Annotated in this window: 17 protein-coding genes and 1 pseudogene; 9 read left to right on the plus strand and 9 right to left on the minus strand. The window is 65.3% G+C overall.

Annotated features, from left to right (window positions below):
• Positions 1–91: 91 nt before the first annotated feature.
• The 6 genes from ACMGG8_RS14235 (at position 92) to ACMGG8_RS14260 (ending at position 6,562) form a co-directional block, all read left to right on the plus strand.
• Positions 92–478: a DUF2946 domain-containing protein gene (locus ACMGG8_RS14235; protein ID WP_060840257.1), complete on the plus strand. Its 387-nt coding sequence runs from the start codon at positions 92–94 to the stop codon at positions 476–478.
• A 115-nt stretch (positions 479–593) separates the two neighbouring features.
• Positions 594–2,762 (plus strand): TonB-dependent receptor, encoded by a 2,169-nt coding sequence (locus tag ACMGG8_RS14240; RefSeq protein WP_414159771.1) that lies wholly within the window; start codon positions 594–596, stop codon positions 2,760–2,762.
• 69 nt (positions 2,763–2,831) lie between these two features.
• A complete protein-coding gene (locus tag ACMGG8_RS14245) occupies positions 2,832–4,316 on the plus strand; it encodes a PepSY domain-containing protein (protein ID WP_414159772.1) in 1,485 nt (494 codons plus the stop codon).
• A 191-nt stretch (positions 4,317–4,507) separates the two neighbouring features.
• Positions 4,508–4,672, plus strand: coding sequence for a hypothetical protein (locus ACMGG8_RS14250; protein WP_414159773.1), 165 nt, complete (start codon positions 4,508–4,510; stop codon positions 4,670–4,672).
• A gap of 111 nt (positions 4,673–4,783) precedes the next feature.
• The gene (locus tag ACMGG8_RS14255) at positions 4,784–5,644 is read left to right on the plus strand and encodes a tetratricopeptide repeat protein (protein ID WP_414159774.1); all 861 of its coding nucleotides are present in this window, start codon (positions 4,784–4,786) and stop codon (positions 5,642–5,644) included.
• Positions 5,645–6,031: 387 nt separating this feature from the next.
• Entirely contained in the window at positions 6,032–6,562 is a 531-nt protein-coding gene (locus tag ACMGG8_RS14260) for a DUF3087 domain-containing protein (RefSeq protein WP_060840251.1), read from the plus strand.
• Between the two features lie 88 nt (positions 6,563–6,650).
• Here ACMGG8_RS14260 and ACMGG8_RS14265 read toward each other — a convergent pair whose 3' ends face one another.
• Positions 6,651–9,281, minus strand: coding sequence for a hypothetical protein (locus ACMGG8_RS14265; protein ID WP_414159775.1), 2,631 nt, complete (start codon positions 9,279–9,281; stop codon positions 6,651–6,653).
• Positions 9,282–9,605: 324 nt separating this feature from the next.
• On the opposite strand from ACMGG8_RS14265, the gene ACMGG8_RS14270 reads away from it, so the two are divergent.
• Entirely contained in the window at positions 9,606–10,388 is a 783-nt protein-coding gene (locus tag ACMGG8_RS14270; protein ID WP_414159776.1) for a sulfite exporter TauE/SafE family protein, read from the plus strand.
• Between the two features lie 47 nt (positions 10,389–10,435).
• On the opposite strand, the gene ACMGG8_RS14275 is transcribed toward ACMGG8_RS14270, so the two are convergent.
• Positions 10,436–11,098: a LysE family translocator gene (locus ACMGG8_RS14275; protein ID WP_231978975.1), complete on the minus strand. Its 663-nt coding sequence runs from the start codon at positions 11,096–11,098 to the stop codon at positions 10,436–10,438.
• Positions 11,099–11,259: 161 nt separating this feature from the next.
• Between ACMGG8_RS14275 and ACMGG8_RS14280 the strand changes: the two genes are divergently transcribed.
• Positions 11,260–13,692: a PAS domain-containing protein gene (locus ACMGG8_RS14280; protein WP_414159777.1), complete on the plus strand. Its 2,433-nt coding sequence runs from the start codon at positions 11,260–11,262 to the stop codon at positions 13,690–13,692.
• Positions 13,693–13,732: 40 nt separating this feature from the next.
• On the opposite strand, the gene pcsA is transcribed toward ACMGG8_RS14280, so the two are convergent.
• Together pcsA and ampC are read right to left on the minus strand one after the other, a co-directional pair.
• Positions 13,733–14,455 carry a phosphatidylcholine synthase gene (gene pcsA / locus ACMGG8_RS14285; protein WP_060840247.1) on the minus strand — a complete coding sequence of 241 codons (723 nt, stop codon included), beginning with the start codon at positions 14,453–14,455 and terminating at the stop codon, positions 13,733–13,735.
• Between the two features lie 295 nt (positions 14,456–14,750).
• A complete protein-coding gene (gene ampC / locus ACMGG8_RS14290) occupies positions 14,751–15,923 on the minus strand; it encodes a class C beta-lactamase (protein WP_414159778.1) in 1,173 nt (390 codons plus the stop codon).
• A gap of 226 nt (positions 15,924–16,149) precedes the next feature.
• Between ampC and ACMGG8_RS14295 the strand changes: the two genes are divergently transcribed.
• On the plus strand, positions 16,150–17,025 hold the full coding sequence (locus ACMGG8_RS14295) for a LysR substrate-binding domain-containing protein (RefSeq protein WP_060844167.1): 876 nt from the start codon (positions 16,150–16,152) through the stop codon (positions 17,023–17,025).
• A 7-nt stretch (positions 17,026–17,032) separates the two neighbouring features.
• Here ACMGG8_RS14295 and ACMGG8_RS14300 read toward each other — a convergent pair whose 3' ends face one another.
• The 5 genes and pseudogenes from ACMGG8_RS14300 to ACMGG8_RS14320 all read right to left on the minus strand — a co-directional run bounded on the left by ACMGG8_RS14300 (position 17,033) and on the right by ACMGG8_RS14320 (position 19,199).
• Positions 17,033–17,248 carry a YXWGXW repeat-containing protein gene (locus tag ACMGG8_RS14300; protein WP_082729279.1) on the minus strand — a complete coding sequence of 72 codons (216 nt, stop codon included), beginning with the start codon at positions 17,246–17,248 and terminating at the stop codon, positions 17,033–17,035.
• 93 nt (positions 17,249–17,341) lie between these two features.
• Entirely contained in the window at positions 17,342–17,821 is a 480-nt protein-coding gene (locus ACMGG8_RS14305) for a periplasmic heavy metal sensor (RefSeq protein ID WP_060844166.1), read from the minus strand.
• Positions 17,818–18,255, minus strand: a complete 438-nt coding sequence (locus ACMGG8_RS14310; protein WP_060840243.1) for a hypothetical protein — start codon at positions 18,253–18,255, stop codon at positions 17,818–17,820. The genes ACMGG8_RS14305 and ACMGG8_RS14310 overlap by 4 nt, the downstream gene beginning before the upstream one ends.
• Positions 18,252–18,842 (minus strand): annotated as a pseudogene (locus ACMGG8_RS14315) (RNA polymerase sigma factor); the annotation flags it as partial. The pseudogene ACMGG8_RS14315 and the gene ACMGG8_RS14310, both read right to left, overlap by 4 nt.
• A gap of 39 nt (positions 18,843–18,881) precedes the next feature.
• A complete protein-coding gene (locus ACMGG8_RS14320; RefSeq protein WP_129405814.1) occupies positions 18,882–19,199 on the minus strand; it encodes a YXWGXW repeat-containing protein in 318 nt (105 codons plus the stop codon).
• Positions 19,200–19,398 lie beyond the last annotated feature (199 nt).

A 19,398-nucleotide genomic window follows, 5' to 3' on the forward strand; every position in this document is an offset into this window, starting at 1 on the left:
CGGCACAACCTCACCGCTGGCGGCGCCCTGAGTTTTGCTCGCCATGCTTTGGTGATTTTCCAGTGCTTTTTTCACTGTTAATCTTGCCGCCATGACCCAAGCCCCCTCACATCGCCCTCACATTGCCTGGACGCTGTATTTCTGCGTGCTGTTCAACGTGTTCGTCTGCGGTCTGGGTCATGGACAGATGGCGGCGCTGGAAATCATCGGCGTGGGCGGGCAGTTCTGTCACGCCCTGGGCGAATCGGCCTCGACCCTGGATGAAGGCCCCAGCGACAAGACCGCCCCCGGCGCCATGGGCGCCTTTGTCTGTCCCCTGTGCTCGGCGGTGAGCCTGGGCCTGGGGCTGCTGTTCTGCCTGGCCTGGCTGCTGCTGGGGCGGCGTCAGGCGCGAGTCCGGGTCGAGCAGCGCAGCAAGGCACCACCGCGTTATTCCTGGCCGTCACTCAATCCTCGGGCTCCCCCTCTGAGCGCCTAGCGCTGCTGCGCGACGGCCCTGGCCGTCGCGTCATTTTCATCCCCTGGTACTTTCCTGCGGTCGCGATGGCGACGGCGGCCGGGGGCTGTTCGATGATTTTTTCGAGTCCGAGTCCATGACGTTCCCTTATCGCTCCTCCAGCTGCGCGGCGCTGTGCTGTGCGCTGTCGTTCAATGCCCTGGCCGATGCTCCGCTGCAATTGCCGCAGATGCGCATCAGCGCCGACGATTTGCCTCAACCCGGCCTGCAACTGGATACCCAGACCAGCACCGGCTCGCGCCTGGGCCTGACCCCGCGGGAAACCCCGGCGTCGGTCAATGTGGTCAACCGCCAGCAGATCGAGCAGCGCGGCGCTGCCAACACCCAGGACATACTGGCCAGCGTGCCGGGGATGAACGCCGCGGCATCGCCGGGCATCCCGGGGTTCGTCTCCTACCGCGGCTTCTCCGGGCCGCAGATCACCCAGTTGTTCAACGGCATCAGCGTGCAATACGACTCCATTGCCGCGCGCCCGGTGGACAGCTGGATCTACGACCGGGTCGAGGCGGTGGGCGGGCCGTCGAGCTTCCTTTATGGCACCGGCGCGGTGGGCGGTTCGATCAACTACATCACCAAGCTGCCTTCGCGCACCGAGTCGTTCAATGAAGGGCGAGTCAGCTATGGCTCCTTCGACAGCCGCGAAACTTCCTTCGGTTTCAACCATGCACTGAACGAGGGCGCCGGGCCGCGGCACTACGCGCGCTTCGATGTCAGCCACACCACCAGCAACGGTTATGTCGACCGCGAGCAGCGCGATGCCTGGACCACGGCGTTTTCCCTGTTGACGGATTTCAACGACCAGCTGTCCCACACCCTGGCCTACGAGTACCAGAACGAAAGCGTCGACAGCCCTTACTGGGGCACCCCGGCGCTGAACCCGCTGGGGGGCAAGATGGAGGTGGACAAGAGTCGGCGCTTCGAGAACTACAACGTCAGCGACGGCCGCTATGAGCAGCGGGTGCAGTGGCTGCGTTCGATCATCGATTATCAGGTCGACGAGCGCACGTCGCTGCGCAACACCCTGTACCACTACAACGCCGATCGCGAATACCGCAACCTGGAAAACTACGCCTACAACAGTGACAACAGTCAGGTGGTGCGCTCCGGCATCCTGCTCCAGCGTCACGCCCAGGAGCTCAATGGCAATCGCTTCGAACTGCTGCACCACAACACGCTGTTCGGTCTGGACAGCCAGTGGTCGGCGGGCCTCGACTACAGCCACAACGTGATGAGCAACTACCCGCGCTCGGTGTCGGGCTCGCTGCCCGGTGTTGCTCCGGGCGACTTCGACCCGGGCAGTTTCTGGGACCTGCCGGGCATGCGGCGCGGTTTCGAAAAGAACCGCCGCAACCAGGTGGACACCTGGGCGCTGTTCCTGGAAAACCGCCTGCAACTGACCGATCGCCTGTCCCTGCTCAGCGGCCTGCGCCATGACCAGATCGATCTGCAAGTGACCAACTACCGCGCCGTCACCGAAGCCAACCCGGCGTTCTTCCAGCGCAAATACCGGCCCACCACCGGGCGCCTGGGGCTGGTGTACGAGTTGACCCCGGCGGCCAACGTCTACGTGCAATACAGCACCGCTGCCGACCCGCCCGCCGGGATCCTCACCACCGCCAGCTATGGGCAGGTGCGCGACTTTGATCTCAGCACCGGCAACCAGTGGGAGATCGGCAGCAAGCTGGACTTCCTCGACGGCCGTGGCTCGGCGACCCTGGCTGCCTACCGCATCGAACGCAAGAACCTGTCCACCGCCGACCCGGGCAACCCTGGCAGCAGCCAGCCGGTGGGCCAGCAATCGTCCCGCGGCGTCGAGCTGGCGACTTCGTTGCGGGTGACCCCCAAGCTGTTGGCCGAAGGCAACCTGGCCTATGTCGATGCTCGGTACGACGAGTTCTATGAAAACGTCGGCGGCCGGCCGGTGTCGCGCAAGGGCAACAGCCCCACCAATACCCCGGACAAGGTGGCCAACCTGTGGCTGACCTACGACCTGGCCCCGTCCTGGCAGGTGGGCACGGATGCGCGCTACGTGTCGTCGGTGTACGCCAACGCGGCCAACACCCGCTATGCGCCGGCCTACACGATCTTCGGCGCCTTTGTCGGCTACCAGCTCAATGCCGATACGCGGATCACCGGCCGGGTGCGCAACCTCACCGATCAGGTCTACGCCCGCACCACGGGGCCGACCCAGTTGTACCTGGGGGCACCACGAACCTTCGAGCTGGCGCTGCAAACGCGCTTTTAACCTGAGCCAGCGGGGCGCCCGACAACGCCCCGCGCCTCTGTGAGATGGCTGATCTGTGAGATGCCTGCGATGAAGCGTTATCTGTACCTCTGGCACCGTTGGCTGGGCATTGTCGCCTGCCTGTTCATGGCCCTGTGGTTTATCTCCGGGGTGGTGATGCTGTATGTCGGCTACCCCAAACTGACCCCCGCCGAGCGTCTGGCGCATTTGCCGGTGCTGGTCCTGGAGCGGGAGGGGGTCGACCTGGAGCAGGTGCTGCACGCCGCCGATCCCGAACAGGCGCCGTCGAGCATCCGCCTGACCACGGTGGCCGGTGCACCCCGTTACATCCTCGAATACCCGGGGCCGCGCAAGGTGGCGATCGAGGTCGACAGCGGCCTGCAGGCGCTGCCCACCGACCGGGTCGAGGCCCTGGCGGCAGCCCGGCAGTTCGCACCGGGCGTAGCGGTGCGCGATCGCGGCGCGGTACAGGGCGACATGTGGAGCCAGTCCCGGGCCCTGGACGCCGACCGGCCCTTGCACCGGGTGGCCACTGCCGACGCCGAGCGCCGCCTGTTGTATGTCTCGGGCAGCACCGGCGAGGTGGTGCGCGACGCCACCGCCACCGAGCGCGGCTGGAACTGGATCGGGGCCTGGTTGCACTGGCTGTACCCGCTGCGGGGCATCGGCATCGATGGCGCCTGGGGGCCGATCGTGACCTACCTGTCCCTGGCCGCGACCCTGATGACCGTGCTCGGCCTGGCCGTGGGCCTGCTGCGCTGGCGCTTCACCCGCACCTATCGCAACGGCTCGCGCTCGCCGTACCAGGGCTTTGCCCGCTGGCATCACCTGGGCGGGCTGCTGTTCGGGGTGCTGGCCATCACCTGGATTTTCAGCGGCCTGATGTCGATGAACCCGTGGCAGATCTTCAGCAGCGCCCAGCCCTTGTCGCTGGCCGCCTATCAGGGCGCACCGCTGCACCCGGCGGCTTTTCCCCTGAGCGCGAGCCAGGCCCTGCAACGCTTTGCCGACGACGGCCTGCGGGCCCGGGAGCTGGAGTGGCGGATGATCGGCGGCAAGGGGTACGTCATCGGCTACGACGGCGCCGGGCGCACACGGATTCTGGCCATGGCCGATGGGCAGGTCCTGCGCCAGTTCAGCCCGGGCACCTTGCAGCAGGCGGCCTGGGCCATCCGCCCCGAACGGCCGATGATCGTCCAGCAACTGGCGGCCTACGACTTCTATTACTACGCCCGCGAGCCCCACAGCATGATGGGGCATCTGCAGCAGCGCCTGCCGGTGCTGCGGGTGCGCTTCGACGACCCGGCCCAGACCTGGCTGCACCTGGACCTGCACACCGGCGCGGTGGTCAGCCAACTGGACCAGCCGCGTCGCGCCTCGCGCTGGCTGTTCGCCCTGTTGCACAGCTGGGACTGGCTGCCCCTGCTGGGCAACCGGCCGTTGTGGGATGCATGGATGATCCTGTTCAGCGCCGGAGGTTTGCTGATCAGTGTCAGCGGCGTGGTGCTGGGCTGGCGACGCCTGGGACGTTCGTTGAAGCGGGGCAGGGGGTAGGTGCAGGGGCTGGGTCCTGGCGGGCTCCCGTGCCTGGGCAGCATTCCAGATGGCTGCCAATTTCAGATAGCTGCCAATTTCAGATAGCTCCCATGCCCCTCCAGCGTCGCGGCTTGTTAAGTTGCAGGGCCGTTTTTGCGTAATGGCTCCACAGTCGACGATGTTCCCTTCGCCTGGGAGCGCTTTGGCTAATGGAATCAGCCGCAACACGTCAAGGAGCGACCCATGTTCAGCCCGGCCGACCAGACCCCCAGGGCCATGGCATCCATGGGCTGATCCAGCGCATCGCCCAGGGCGACTCCTACCAGTTCCAGATCCAGCAGTCCTGCCCCGGGGCGTACGGCTACAGTCGCTAAACAGTATGCCGAAGCAAGACTGCTTGCACTTGGAGGTGCGCTGTGAGGACTTTGTTATTCGTTTGTGTCTTGCTGTGGAACAGCATTTCTTGCGCAAATCTTGAGTGTGATGTGGACCTCAATGGAGATGGGCAGTGTGATTCGTATTCTGTTGTTAGCTCGGAGCCTGATAGCGAACTTTCAGAGGTGACTATTAAGGTTGGTGGTTCCGGGCAGGAGAGGAAAGGGGTTTTTAGTTTGGGTAATGGTGGTCTGCTTCCTGGGTATATTCCTGGTGATTTTTCATTGCTGTTGGATTTCTATACGCGAAATACTGATTTGACCAAGTACGACTTTAGATGGGTGCCGGCGCTGAAGGACTGGATACTTTACAAAACCTCGACTTGGGTGGAGCCAAGCAGGGATGAAAGATACTCTCTTGATAACGAAGTGCTTCCAGATGAGGCGAGGTTTCCACAGCAGTTTCATGTGCGGCGTATAAAGTGCTGTGCATTGTTTTCTGAGTTTTTAGGTAGTGGTCCTGCTCTGCAGGGTTTATCTTCCGAGGATGCTGCGCGTGAAGTCAGCAAGGACCTTCAGTTTGTGCTTGAAAACTATCGCTTAGGTGAGGGCGGCTCGCTGCTTTATACAGTGGATGATAAAGGTGAGAAAAGACCGAAAGTTACGCCCAGGGATTTTTTATACGAGATGACTCTGGTTCTTGGAGAGGATAATGTTTCATCGATGAGTGACTATGCCGACTTTTTGTATCAAAACGAAAATTTCGTGATGTCTGCATTTCTCCTCAGGGAAATACATAGGAAATACCCTGAAAGAGTAGAGGCGACCGTCAGTTTGGCAGATGCTTATTCGCGTATGGGTATGCAGGAGGAAGCTTGTTCTCTGTATAAGGAGTACTTGGATAAAATGCGTGCTCTTGGTCGTGAAGATAAAGTTTCCGAGTCATCAAAATCAAAGGCGCGCTGTATGTGATTTTTATGTTGGGCGAATTTTTCCTGGCTGGCTTTGAAGCTGAGTTTGCTCGTTATCAAAATTCAGTAACTAATAAGATTCAGAAGAAAGCGGCGTTATTGATTTAGGAGGGGAAGCCTCATTTTGAGAGTTGATTAAATTCCGCTTCTTGAACTTTTAGTGTTCTTGAGTGTGCACTCTTGGGGAGCAAGAGGAAAAAACGCGCAAACGAAATTTTTTGGGGCAGCACATAGTCGTATACGCCTTGAACGGGTGTTGTTCTTCCCCGGAGCCATGACCCGGATCATGCTTTTGTTTCTCCCGGAGCAATTTAAGCCACCGGCACCGCCCCCAGCGGTGATAATGCGCGCCAGCCCATCCTCTTCAGCAACGGAGCCCGTCGCGCCCATGTTCGTCATCACCCCGCAGGACCCTGAGACTTACCGGCGGCAAACCCGTCGCAGCACCTTGATCATCGCGCTGGTGTTCATCGCCCTGGCCATGCTGTTTTCCAGCGCGGCGGTGGCGCTGTTCGGTCAGCCCGGTGGCGACAACCTGGTGTGGAACGCGGCGGGGGTGTTCACCGGTCTGCTGATCAGTGCGGCGCTGCTGCGCAGTGTGTTCTGGAGCAAGCCGTGGATGGCCGCGGCGGTCTATGGCTGGCGTCTCAAGCGCAGCCTGATGCGGGTGACCAATGTCATGCATCAGGTCACCGCCGGGGTCGCAGCGGGCGATCCGGCGGCGCTCAAGCTGCTGCGTTTCTATCACCTGGGGCTGCTGCAGATGCATCAGCTGGACGCCAACTCCAGCGCCCACGGGCAGATGCTGGGCGAGGTGGAGCGGCATCTGGCGCTGCTGGCCGAGCAGGGCATCGACCCGCAGCAGGAGCGCCTTGAGGCGTCATGGCTGGAAGCGGTGAAGCGGCACAAGACCCCTTGAGTGCCATTTGGCAATCTCATGCCGCTGACAGGTCACCTGTGGCGAACGAGCGTGCTCGCGCTGGGCTGCGTAGCAGCCCCTTTCGGCGCTATTGCAGATACCGCCACAACGCCTGGGCAATCGCGCTGGGCCGGCACTGGGTGCCGAACAGTTGCTGGCCAATGCCCAGGCCCAGTTGCCGGTAACTCTCGAACTGCGCCTCGTCGAAAAACTGGTCCACGGTGCTCTGGTTGGGAAAGCTCGGGTTGGCCCGGGCGTAGTTGACGACGTCCGGCGTCAGTCCGGCGATCAGTCGCGGCTTGAGCACCAGGATCCGGCAATGGGGCGTCTGGCACAGGTCATCGTCACGGCCCGGGGAGTGGGCATGGACATTCAGCAGCAGGGCGCATTTCTGGTTATCGGCGCTCGGCGGCTGGCGAAACTCTTCCAGGCTGGCAAATACCGTCTTCAGTTGCGGATGGCTCAGCACGCCCGGGTCTTCGCGGATCTCCAGGGCCTGATCGATGCGCGCCAGGCGCACCAGGTTGGCCAGGTCGTCGAACTGGTAGTCGGGATCGCAGCCGCTGTCGCAGGTGATGATCAGCTCCACCTTGCGCCCCTGGCGCAGCAGTTCGTAGGTGCCGGTGTTTTCGAAGTGCCCGCCGTCGGACAGGTACTGGTAGTCGCGGCGGTAGCCGTGAAAGCGCGCGGTCAGTTCATAGAACAGGTAGGCCTGGGTGCTGTAGCGGATCCAGGGCTTGAGGTCCCGGGGCACCCAGTGCGATTGCCCGGGGTCGAGAAAGTGGCTGGGCCACCAGATGCCCAGGCGCACGTTGGCCAGCCCCAGGACCAGCGACATGCCAAGGCTGGTGGCGCGGCCCAGGCCGGTGCTGAAGGCGGCGCCGGAAACGCCGATCCATTGGCCCAGGGTCAGCGGGCGCATGATTTCCGAGGCCGGGCCATGGTCGAGGTCGCGGCGATAGGCCTGGCCGTCGAGGAGGTAGCGTTCTGCCGGGCAAGCGCTGGTTGGCGCCGGGCTGTCGGGGGCCCAGTTCGGGGCGATGCACAGCGGCTTGCCCTTGCGGTCGCGTTGCACCAGCTGTTCGGCCGGGTCGACGGTGAGGTTCATGGTGACGTTGATCAGGTGCACCGGGCCGGCGCTGGGACTGGCGTAGTACTGCTGCAGCGACAGGTCGTCGCTGGCCATCGGCTCGGCCACGCTCATGTAGGTGCGGCGCTGTTGCGCCGGGCCGTTGAAGCGCCGGCCATTGGAGGCGCCGAGGTAGGCGCGGGTCAGGCGCGCCGAGTAGAAGGCCTGCAGCGACGAGGTATTGAGAAAGCCGATGAAGCGCCCGCTGAGGTGGGTCAGCAAGGCCGCCAGCAGGCTCAGTGCCGCGAGGCGCCAGGTCACGGCGTGATCGCCGGCAATCACCCCGCCGTCGTAGGCGATCCATTGCACCAGCAAGCCCCAGCACAGGCACAGCAGGCTCAGCAGCAGGCCACCGGCAAGCAGCGCGAGGACCTCCAGCGGTAGCTTGTGCATCCAGCCCGGCAGGTTCTTTTCATCCTTGAGCAAGGCCAGGCGCCGCACCAGCCACACCCCTGCGATCAGCAACAGCAGGCTGCCCAGGGCCCGCAGGTCATGCAGGTAGCGGTACAAGGCCTGAGCCGCGGTCACCAGCAGGGCGAGGAAGCCCAGCACGGCCACCGCGGCCATGGCCCGACCCAGGGCCCGGGTGATCTGTATCCGATAGTTGCGCACGCTGTTGGCGCAGGCGTTGTCCTTGGTCGGGTCGCGGTTGTCGGCCAGGTGCCTCACCAGTTGTCGGGTGATCAGCAAGGCGCCGCTGCCCACCAGGGCGCCGGCCAGGGTCAGGGCACCCACCGCATGCCACTGGGCCAGCCAGTAGGCCAGGGCGCCACAGAGCCACAGGCCGCCGACCACGCCGAGCATGCTCCGGTACGCCGCGTTGCCCATGCTCGGTGGCCGGTCCAGGTCGCCCTGGGGAATGATCAGCCAGTAGGCCACGGCGCAGGGCAGGGCGAAGAGTACGCCGGCCATCAGCGGCCAGAGCAGCAGGCTGGCGTGACTGAGCACCTGGAACAGGGTCAGCAGACTGAGCACCAGCAGGATCGGCAGGCCGATCATGGCCTGCAGCGACAGCCAGTTGCGCCAGGTCATGGCCAGGGCGTAGAGCATGTCGCCGGAGCCGGTGGGGGTCAGGTAGCGGCCGTTCTCCCGCAGCCAGGCCGTGGGCCCCTGGCCCGGCGGCTGCCGGGCGTAGTCGACGCCGGTGCTGATCCGCCCCGGCGGTTCGAAGCGCAGGGCCTGGTAGGCATCGCGGGCGGCCTGGCCCACCGGGTCCTGGGGCGCCGCGGGGCGCAAGCGCCCTGGGAGAAACAGGCTGGAAAAGAAACTGCCGATGTAGCCGCCGCCACTGACCGTGGACAGGTAGTCGATGCGCGACAGCAGGCTGGGCTCGGCGTCGGCGTCGGCGTCGGCGTCGGCGTCGGTTGCCGGTGGCGCTGGCCGGGTGCTCGCGCTGGGCGCCGGGGCCCGGGCCAGGGCTTGCAGGACGCCCAGGCAGAAGGTTGCGCTGCGGATGCCGCCGCCGGACAGGGCCAGGCCCCAGTTGCCACGGGCGGCCGGGGTGTGCCCGGGGGCTTCCTGGCCCAGGCTCAGGCGTCGAAAGCGGATGCGTTGGTGCTCGATCTGGTACGGGTTCTCGTCAGGTGTCATGGACCTTCCTTGGGGGGACGGAGGGGCTGCGGTCCGGGCCGCGCCCCGGCAAGCGCACGGCAGGATAGCGGATGCCGGGGGCCGTCGTGCAAGCTCCGGGTGCCTTGGCGGCGGGCGCGACAGCGGAGGGCGCGGCTTCGGGGCACCAGGGGCATGGGGCTTGTGCAGGTCGCAAGCGGACAGGGCGCTTGATGCGCCGGCTGCATGGAAAAAACGCTCTTGGTTATAACGTTAGATTTTATTTATATAAATGGACATAAGCTTTAGCCGCTATGCTGCCGCCAGTTTTTGACCTGGCCGCGTGATCTGTAGGGTTTTTTATCGATGGATGTGGGTAATTTCGGTTTTGTAGTCGCAGGCCTGGTAGTGGGTTTCATCGTGGGCATGACCGGTGTCGGAGGCGGTTCGCTGATGACCCCGATCCTGCTCTGGTTCGGCATCAACCCGGCCACCGCAGTGGGCACCGACCTGCTGTACGCCGCCATCACCAAATCCGGTGGGGTGCTGGTTCACCAGAAAAACCGCAACATCGACTGGCGCATCACCGGCTGGCTGACCCTCGGCAGCGTGCCGGCGGTGGCGGTGACCTTGTGGTTCCTGAAGAACCTCGACACCGATCCCCAGGCCCTGAACTCGGTGATCAAGCAAGGGTTGGGCTTCGTGTTGCTGCTCACGGCCCTGGCCATCGTCTTCAAGAAAAAGCTCATGGCCTTTGCCCAGCGCCACGGCAGCGAATACCAACCCAGCCCCGGCGGCCTCAACGGCCTGACCGTGGTCACCGGGCTGATCCTCGGCACCATGGTCGCCCTGACCTCCATCGGCGCCGGCGCCCTGGGTACCGTGGCGCTGTTCATTCTCTATCCGTTCCTGGCCACCAAGCGCCTGGTGGGCACCGAGATCGCCCACGCCGTGCCGCTGACCCTGGTGGCCGGCCTGGGCCACGCCAGCATGGGCAACATGGACTGGAACCTGCTGGGCTTCCTGCTCATGGGGTCGCTGCCGGGGATCTGGATCGGCAGTCACATGACCGGGCGGGTGTCCGACGAGATCCTCCGGCCGTGCCTGGCGCTCATGCTGTTCTCCATCGGCTACAAGCTGGCGTTTTAAAAGCAGCGGCAAGCCGCCAGCTTCAAGCGGCAAGCAAAAAGCACCTGTCAGTTGCGGCGGTAGAGTGCCAAAAATGCCGCCAGCGACAGCATGGTCGCGCCGCAGCATCGATTGAGCCGGCGCATGCCGCTGGCGGTGAGGAATTTCGCCGCCTGCACGCCGCCCGCGGCATACAGGCCCATCACCAGCACCTCGACCAGCGCCGTCACCAGCGCCAGGGTGGCGTACTGGATGAAGACCGGTTGGCCGGGGTCGATGAACTGCGGCAGGAAGGCGGTGAAAAACAGCAGCACCTTGGGGTTGGTCATGGCCACCGAGAAGCTGCGTCGGAACACCTCGCCACGCCGCGAACCGGCCCGCACCTGCTGGGCGCCGAGGGCCTGGGGCGCACTGCGCCAGAGCTGGATGCCCAGCCAGGCCAGGTAGCACACGCCGACCCATTTCAAGACCATGAACAGCTGCTGCGAAGCCATCAGCATCGCCCCCAGGCCGAGGCCCACGGCGGCGATGATCAGCACATCCGAGAGCGCCGCCCCGGCCATGCCCACCGCCACCAGCTGGCGATTGCGCGAGGTGCCGTTGGCCATGGCCAGGAGCGAGGTCGGGCCGGGGATCAGCGCGCCGATAAAGCAGCTTGAGGTATAGAGCAGCAGGGTGGTGGTGTTCATCGCGGTGTTCTCGTCGGGCAGGTGGCGCAGTCGACGCAGCATGCACCAGCTCGATGCGGGTTTAAAAGGTGTTGGTCGAGGCCTGGGCGGCCGTTGTTGAATCGGCCTCCCGGTTTGCCAACTTCTGTGGATACCCAGGGTCAGTTATCCTGAGCCGGCCGTTGGCGTGCAATCTTGCCCCTTTCCTCTTCTGTGATCTGTCCATGACCCGTTCTCCTCCTTGTGGTGCCGCTCCCCAGACCTTGCGCGGTGGCCAGACCGGTGCCGCGATCCGCCAGTACGACTGGTCGCACACGGCCGTGGGGCCCCGGGAACAGTGGCCGAGCCTGTTGCACAGCACCTTGAGCCTGGTGCTGGAATCCCCCGAGAGCCTGTACCTGCTGTGGGGGCCGCAGAAGCAGTTCTTTTTCAACGACGCCTATCGTCCGGTGCTCGGGCCGCGCCTGGCCAATGCCCTGGGACAGACCATCGAGACGCTCTGGGCCGACGCCTGGCCGGACGTGCAGCCCATGGTGGAACAGGCCTTCCTCGGGCAGTCGTGCCGGCACGAAGACCTGCCGGTGAACATGCAGCGCTACCCCGGCGAGGAGCTGACCTGGTGGTCGTTCTCCATGAGCCCGGTGTTCGACGAGCGCCAGGAGCAGGTGCTGGGGGTGCTCTGCCATACCGTGGAAACCACCGAACGGGTCCTTCTGGGCCAGCATGCCCGGCTCACCGAGGCCCGCCTGCGAGAAACCCGCGAGCTCAACACCCGGGTGCTGGCCAGCAGCAATGACTGCATCAAGGTGCTGGACCTCGATGGTCGGTTGTCGTTCATGAGCGAGGGCGGGCGGCGGGTCATGGAAGTCAGCGACTTCAATGCGATTGTCGGCTGCCCCTGGCCGGATTTCTGGCAGGGCCAGGGCAACCTGGAGGCCCGGGCGGCGATTGCCGCGGCCCAGGCCGGCGAATCGGCGCGGTTCCAGGGCGCGGCCAATACCCTGGCCGGCACCGCCAGATGGTGGGATGTGCAGGTCACGCCCATGTTCGATGCAAGCGGCCGGCCGGAGAAGATCCTCTGCATCTCGCGGGACATCAGTGCCACCCGCGCGGCGGAGGAAGAGCTGCGCCGCTTGAATGAGTCCCTGGAGCAGCGGGTCCAGGAGCGCACCCAGGAGCGGGACCGGATCTGGCAGCTGTCCACCGACCTGATGCTGGTGGCGGACTTCGACGGCCGCATCGTGGCGGTCAATCCGGCCTGGACCTCGCTGCTGGGCTGGCAGCGCGACCAGCTGGAGGGCCGCAGCTTCTACGATTTCATTCATCCTCAGGACCGCGTGGCGGCCGCCAGTGCCAGTGCCGAACTGGCCCGGGGACAGAGCTATTCCCGGGTGGAAAACCGTTTCCGGCACCAGGACGGCAGTTATCGCTGGGTGTCCTGGAGCGCCGTGCCCGACCCCCAGCATATCCATGCCGTGGGCCGCGACATGCAGGCCGAGCGTGAGGCGGCGCAAGCCCTGCGCAAGACCGAGGACATCCTGCGGCAGGCGCAGAAGATGGAGGCGGTGGGGCAACTCACCGGTGGCGTGGCCCATGACTTCAACAACCTGCTGACGGTGATCCGCTCGTCCACCGACCTGTTGCGTCGCAACCTCAGCGAGGAGCGCCGACAGCTGTATATCGAGGCCATTTCCGACACCGTCGACCGCGCCAGCAAACTCACCGGCCAGCTGCTGGCCTATGCCCGCCAGCAGAACCTGCGTCCGGAAACCTTCGACGTCGGCGCCAGCGTGCAATTGGTGGCGCAGATGATCAATCCGTTGATCGGCGCCTGCATCGAACTGCGTCTGGAGTTGCCGCAACAGCCCTGCCACACCCATGCCGATGTCGGTCAGTTCGACACCGCCCTGATCAACATGGCGGTCAATGCCCGGGACGCGATGCAGGGCGAGGGCTTGCTGGTGATTGCCGTGGAGCGGGTGACGCAGATTCCCGCCACCGCCGGGCAGGGCGCCCAGGTCGGGGATTTTGTCGCGGTGTCGCTGACCGATACCGGTGCCGGCATCGAGCCGCAGCAGATCGAGCGGATCTTCGAGCCGTTCTTCACCACCAAGGAGGTGGGCAAGGGCACCGGCCTGGGGCTGTCCCAGGTGTTCGGTTTCGCCAAGCAGTCCGGCGGCGGCCTGGAGGTCCACAGCCGGCCGGGGCAGGGCACGCGCTTTACCCTTTACCTGCCGCGTACTGAGGCCTTGGTCAGCGTGCCGCTGCCGGCCAGCCCGGTGGCGTTGCCGGCGGATGGGCAGGGCGCGACCCTGCTGGTGGTGGAGGACAATCCGCAAGTGGGACGGCTATTGGCCCAGTCCCTCAATGAACTGGGCTATCAGGTCGAGTGGGCCACCAGCGCCGCCGAGGCGCTGCGTCGCCTGAGTCAGGAGCAGGACAGGTTCCAGGCAGTGTTTTCCGATGTGGTGATGCCCGGCATGAGCGGCATCGAGCTGGCAGGGCGGATCCGCAGCGACTACCCCGGGTTACCGGTGATCCTCACCAGCGGCTACAGCCCGGCCCTGGCCGAAGGCCGCACCCGGGAGTTCGTGTTTCTGCAGAAACCCTACTCGATCGCCGAACTGGCCCAAGCCATCGATAGCTGCAGGTGCTAGGCGGCAAGCTCCAGGCGACAGCAAGCTTGGCGCTGGCCGCTTACAGCTTGCCGCTGTTCCTCAGCCATTCCTGCGCCGAACGCCACAGGCAGATCCCCAGAAAATAGGCGGAAGCCGCCAGCCACAGGCCCATGATCGACGGGCTGTGCAATGGGTGGCTGAGGATCAGCAGCGCGCCACTGAGCAGCCAGACGAAGGTCACGATGATGTTCAGCCCCATCCACTTGCGCACCCGGAACGGATGCAGGAACTGCAGCCGAGTGGCGGTCAGCAAGGCCAGGGCGAAGATGCTCAGCAGGGTCGGCCAGGGACCGGGCTCGATCAGGTAGAAGCACAGGGCGACCACGTTCCAGGCGGCGGGAAAACCCTGGAAGTAGTTGTCGTGGCTCTTCATGTTGACGTTGCAGAAGCACAGCAGCGATGAAAGCAGGATCAGCGAGGTGGCCAGCAGCGCGCTGTACTCCGGCAGGGGAATGTAGCGGTAGATGAACAACGCCGGAATGAACACGTAGGTCAGGTAGTCGATCACCAGGTCCAGCACCGAGCCGTCGATGTTGGGCAGCACCGAGCGGGTGTTGACCTTGCGCGCCAGGGAGCCGTCGACCCCATCCACCAGCAGCGCCACCCCCAGCCACAGCAGGCAGGCCTTGGGCTGGTTGTCGAACAGCGCCAGGGTGGCGAGCAAGGCACTGACCACACCGGTGGCGGTAAAGCCATGGGCGCCCCAGGCTTTGATTCTGGCGATTTGCAGGGTCGATATCACAGGGCGTGTCTCCGGCGGCTGGGGGGCCTGGAGTCCCCGCGTCGCTCAAGCGGCGACGCGGGTCCAGGTTGCAGTTATCGACCGAAAAGCCTGGCAGAAGGTTCAGCGTGATCCTGGAAACAGGCCCTTGTCGCAACCCTTGGCAGCCGATTGCCCGGCCTGGCCGGGGTGAGCGGTCGAGGGGATTTCCAGAGTCTAGGCGCGATGGCCGAAGCGACAAGAAAAACGCCACGTGAGCGCAGCCGGCACGTGGCGTTTGGTTGTTCCGGCGCGGGCCGGGGCGGTGCTGGAGCGCTTAGCGGGCCGCCTCAAGCGCGCTGAGAATCCCATGGGCGGCCTTGACCCGCTCTTCGTTGGGGTAGTTCTTGTTGGCCAGCAGGACGATGCCGATCTGCTTGCCGGGGACAAACAGCACATAGGCGCCGAAGCCGTTGGTGGAGCCGGTCTTGTTGTACAGGGCGTCGGCTTGTGGCGCCTGGGCCGGCGTCAGCCACTGCACCGGGTGCGGCTCAAGGGCCATGGCCGATGAGTTGCCGGCCAGCAGCCGCGCCAGGGGCACCGGGTAGGCATAGCGTTCCCAGCCCAGGCCCTGGGTCATGTCGCCCACCCGGTAGTAACCGCTCTGGGTACTGGCAATGGCGCGCTGCACGGTGGCGTCGAGCTGCCCCGGTTGCAGGTTGCCGGCAACGAACTGCAGCAGGTCGGCGGCGCTGGTCTTGACACCGTAGGCCTCGCTGTCCATGGCACCGGGGCCGACCCGACTCGGCTTGTTCTGCTTGTCGTAGCCCTGGGCGTAGTGGCTGCGCTGATCCTGCGGGACGCGGACGTAGCTGTGCTTGAGGCCCAGCTTGGGAAACAGCGTTTGTTCCATCAACTGATCGAACGGCTGGCCCAGGCTGCGCGCCGCCAGGTAGCCAAACAGCCCGAGGCTGGGGTTGGAATACAGGCGCTGGGTGCCGGGGCTGAAGGTCGGTTTCCAGGTGTTGTAGTAGTCCAGGGTCTTGTCTTCGCCCTTGACATCGTTGGGGAACTGCAGGGGCAGGCCGCCGGCGGTGTAGGTGCCCAGCTGCAACAGGCTGATACCGTCGAAGGCGCTGCCGCGCAGGGCCGGCAGGTACTGGCTGGCGTGGTCGTTGAGGGCCAGCTTGCCGCTGGCCTGGGCGTAGGCAGCCAGGGTCGCGGTGAAGGTCTTGCTCACCGAGCCGACCTCGAACAGGGTGTCGTGGTCCACCGGACGCTGATTGTCCTTGGAGGCGACACCGTAGTTAAAGTAATGTCGCTTGCCATCGACGATGATCGCTACCGCCATCCCGGGGATGCCCTGCTGCTGCATCAACGGACGGATGGTGGCGTCCACCGTGGCTTTCAGGGCGCTGTCCGGGGTGGTTTCGGCCAGTGCCTGGGAGGCACCAAGAAGCAAGGCACAGGCGCCGAACAGGCCCCGTCCGGTTAAGGTTATTTGCCGCATGATGGGTGGTTTTCCATATTTTTTGCTTATTTTGACCGCAGGGTTCCAAGCGGCCTTCCGGCCTTGATCTTCGTCGCGCGAATTCAAGGGGTACACAGCTCGCCAGGTCTTCCGGGCAGGGGGCGCCGGGTCGGCGGCTGGCGAGCGAGGCCACTGTAGGCAGTCTGCGGTGGACCGGCAAACGACGATATTTCGCGGCAGCCATTAGAAAAATTAGGGAATAGTCATGCTCCGTCCTCATCTGCCCTTGAACGCACTGCGCGCCTTTGAAGCCTCGGCACGTCATTTGAGCTTCACCCGCGCGGCCATCGAGCTGTGCGTGACCCAGGCGGCGGTCAGCCATCAGGTCAAGAGCCTGGAGGCCCAACTCAAGGTCACCCTGTTCAAGCGCCTGCCCCGTGGGTTGATGCTCACCAGCGAAGGCGAGACGCTGCTGCCGGTGCTGCGCGAGTGCTTCGACCGCATCGCCCAGACCCTCGGGCGGTTCGACGGCGGGCACTACCGCGAGGTGCTGACGGTGGGCGCCGTGGGCACCTTCGCGGTCGGCTGGTTGCTGCCGCGCCTGGGGGACTTCCAGGCCCGCCATCCGTTCATCGACTTGCGCCTGAGCACCAACAACAACCGGGTGGACGTGGCCGCCGAGGGCCTGGACTACGCCATCCGCTTCGGCACCGGGGCCTGGCACGGCATCGATGCCCTGCCACTGCTGCAGGCGCCGCTGTCGGTGCTGTGCGTGCCGGAGATTGCCCGCCAGTTGCACAGCCCGGCGGACCTTCTGGGCCAGACCCTGTTGCGTTCCTACCGCACCGACGAGTGGCCGCAGTGGTTCCAGGCGGCGGGGCTGGGCAGCAACAGCCTGTTGCCCCAGAGCGTGGTCTTCGACTCGTCCCTGGGCATGCTCGAAGCCGCCCTGCAGGGCCTGGGCGTGGCCCTGGCGCCGCCCTTGATGTTCGCGCGGCAACTGGCCAGTGGCGCGGTGGTGCAGCCGTTCGACATCGGCATCGTCACCGGCAGCTATTGGCTGACGCGCTTGCAGTCACGGGCGGAAACCTCCGCCATGAGCGCCTTCAAGGCCTGGCTGCTGGAGGCGGTGGCCGCCTAGGCCCCGCTCAATAGCGCCAGTGCCCCGGCGTCCAGACCCACTGGCCGGCGTGCCAGCGGTAATGTCCGGCCACCCAGTGGTAGCTCGGTGCCGGCGCCATCGGTATCACTTCAACGAGGGGCGGTGGCGGCGGCCGGCGTGGATGGACCGGCTCGACCACGCAACCGGCCAGGGTGGTGCCAAGCAAGCTGGCAAGGAGGAGGCTTTGGAGAACACGAGGCATGGGCGCTGTCCTTGGGAAGAGGCCGTGGGCCCGCGGTCATCGCGGGCGCTCAAGGGTTGAACGCGGCCCGGGGCGAAATCCGTCGCCGACGTTTCAATCGCGATTGGCCGCGCGGTTTTTCCCCGGGCCCCGCAGGTACATGGACTCCACCAGTTGCTGGCGTTCCTTGAGCGACAGGCCGCCGGCAAAATTGGCCAGGGCTTCATCCACCCGGGCCCGCAGGGCGATGTCGGCCTCGCGGGACTTGCCCAGTTCGGCGTCCAGGGCGCGGCGGTCCAGCGAGTCGGCGCCGAGCTCGCGAACCACCCCCTGGCGGGCCTCGCGCGCGGCGATGATCAGCGGCTGGCTGTCGATGCGGGTCTGGCGCAACAGCTGGCGCAACTGGCGGCGGCGCTCGTCCGGCATCTGCGTCATGGCCTGGCGCAGGCCCTGTTGCGGCATCGCCAGGGCCTGGGTCGGTTTGGGCTGGCCGAACCATTGGTAGAGGCCACCGGCAACGCCGCCGATCAGGAACACATTGAGCAGCAGCGACAGCAGCAGCAAGGTTTTCAGTGGGCGGGGGGACAGGTTCACTGTTCAGCCTCCTCGGCGTTGATACTCAGGACGAATTCCGCGTCGCTCTGGTCCAGGACACTGGGCAAGGCCTCGGCGGAGGGCGGCAGCGGCAGGCTCAGGGTCACCGCCAGCATGCCGGCGGCGGCACCGCTGAGGCCGACCCCGATCCAGCCCAGGGAGGTCAGCCAGCCGGCATAGCGCTGCCAGAGCGTCGGTGCCGGCTGGCGCATGCTTGCCGTGGCGATGATCCGCTGCACCAGTGCCGGGCTTGGTTCCGGCACCTGGTAGCTGTCCAGCCGGGTGTCGAGCCAGCGCGCCTCTTGCAGCGCTTGCCGGGCCGCGCCATGGCCGGCGTCGAGCAGGGCCTGGGCCGCGGCGCGCTCGGCACTGGGCCAGCGTTGCAGGTCCGCGCCATAGGCGTCGGCCAGGTAGGCAAAGCGTTCGGGGGTCATGGTGTTCTCCTTCCTGAGAGGTCCGCGCCGGGGGCCTCGGCGAGGTGGCTGCGCAGAGTGCGTCGGGCCCGCGACAGCAGGCTTTCCAGAGCCTCGACGCTGATGTTCATCAGCGCTGCGGCCTCGGTGTTGGACAGCTCCTGGTAGTACTGCAGGACGATCGCTTCGCGCTGGCGTTCCGGCAGCCGGTCCAGGGCCTGGGCCATGCGGCGCCGCTGGCTTTCGGCTTCCAGCTGCTGCTCCGGCGTGGGGCCGCTGTCCGCTGCCTCGATGGCCTCGTCGCTGTCGCTCTGCAGGTGATCCTTGCGCCGGCGCAGGCGGTCGTAGCACAGGTTCAGGGCGACCCGGTGCAACCAGGTATCGAAGCGTGCCTGTTCGCTGCGCCAGTGCGCCGCCTGTTTCCATATCCGCAGGAAACTCTCCTGGGCAATGTCCCGGGCTTCGTCGGCGTCACCCAGCAAGCGGCTGGCCAGGGCCAGCAGGCGCGGCAGCTTGCGGGTGACCATTTCTTTCACGGCCTGGGCTTCGTTGTTGCCGATGCGGGCCAGCAACTCCAGATCCGGGTCGGTGTCGTTCAAATCGGCGGTTCTCGGTGCGGTGGTGGGGCGATCCGGAAGAGCGCGTGCTCAGCGCAGCCAATGGCCTTCGATCCAGTACCAGTTCGGCCCGCGGGCCTGCCAGTGCCCGGGCACCCACTGGCCGCGGCGCATCACTGGCTGCCAGTGTCCCGGCACCCAGACATAGCCGCCTGCGTGCCAGCGCCAGTGGCCGCGATCCCAGGCATAACCGGGGCGGGCCATGGGCGGCGCTTCGTAGCGCATGGGCGGCGGGGCCTGCTGAACGATCACGGTCTGGGCGAAGACCGGGCTGCCGGCCAGGGCCGTGAAGGCCAGGGGGATCAGCAGCAGAGTGCGAAGACGTGGCAGACAACGGGCAAGCTTCATGATGGCTCCTTCAGGCCTGCGTTCGCTGTTGAACGCAGTTGATGGGTTCAACGATAGATGGCCGAGGAATCCGTCGCAGGGAAGTGAACGTTTATCCGGGCCCGGTTCAACCGCGGTTCAGCGAGCGGGCCTGGGGGCTGGCACGGGGCGGGCTGCGGCGCATGCAAATATTTCGGCGGTGGCGGCGACGGAAGTTGCC

The sequence above is a fragment of the Pseudomonas sp. BNK-45 genome (assembly GCF_047456255.1).
Classification (GTDB): Bacteria; Pseudomonadota; Gammaproteobacteria; order Pseudomonadales; family Pseudomonadaceae; genus Aquipseudomonas.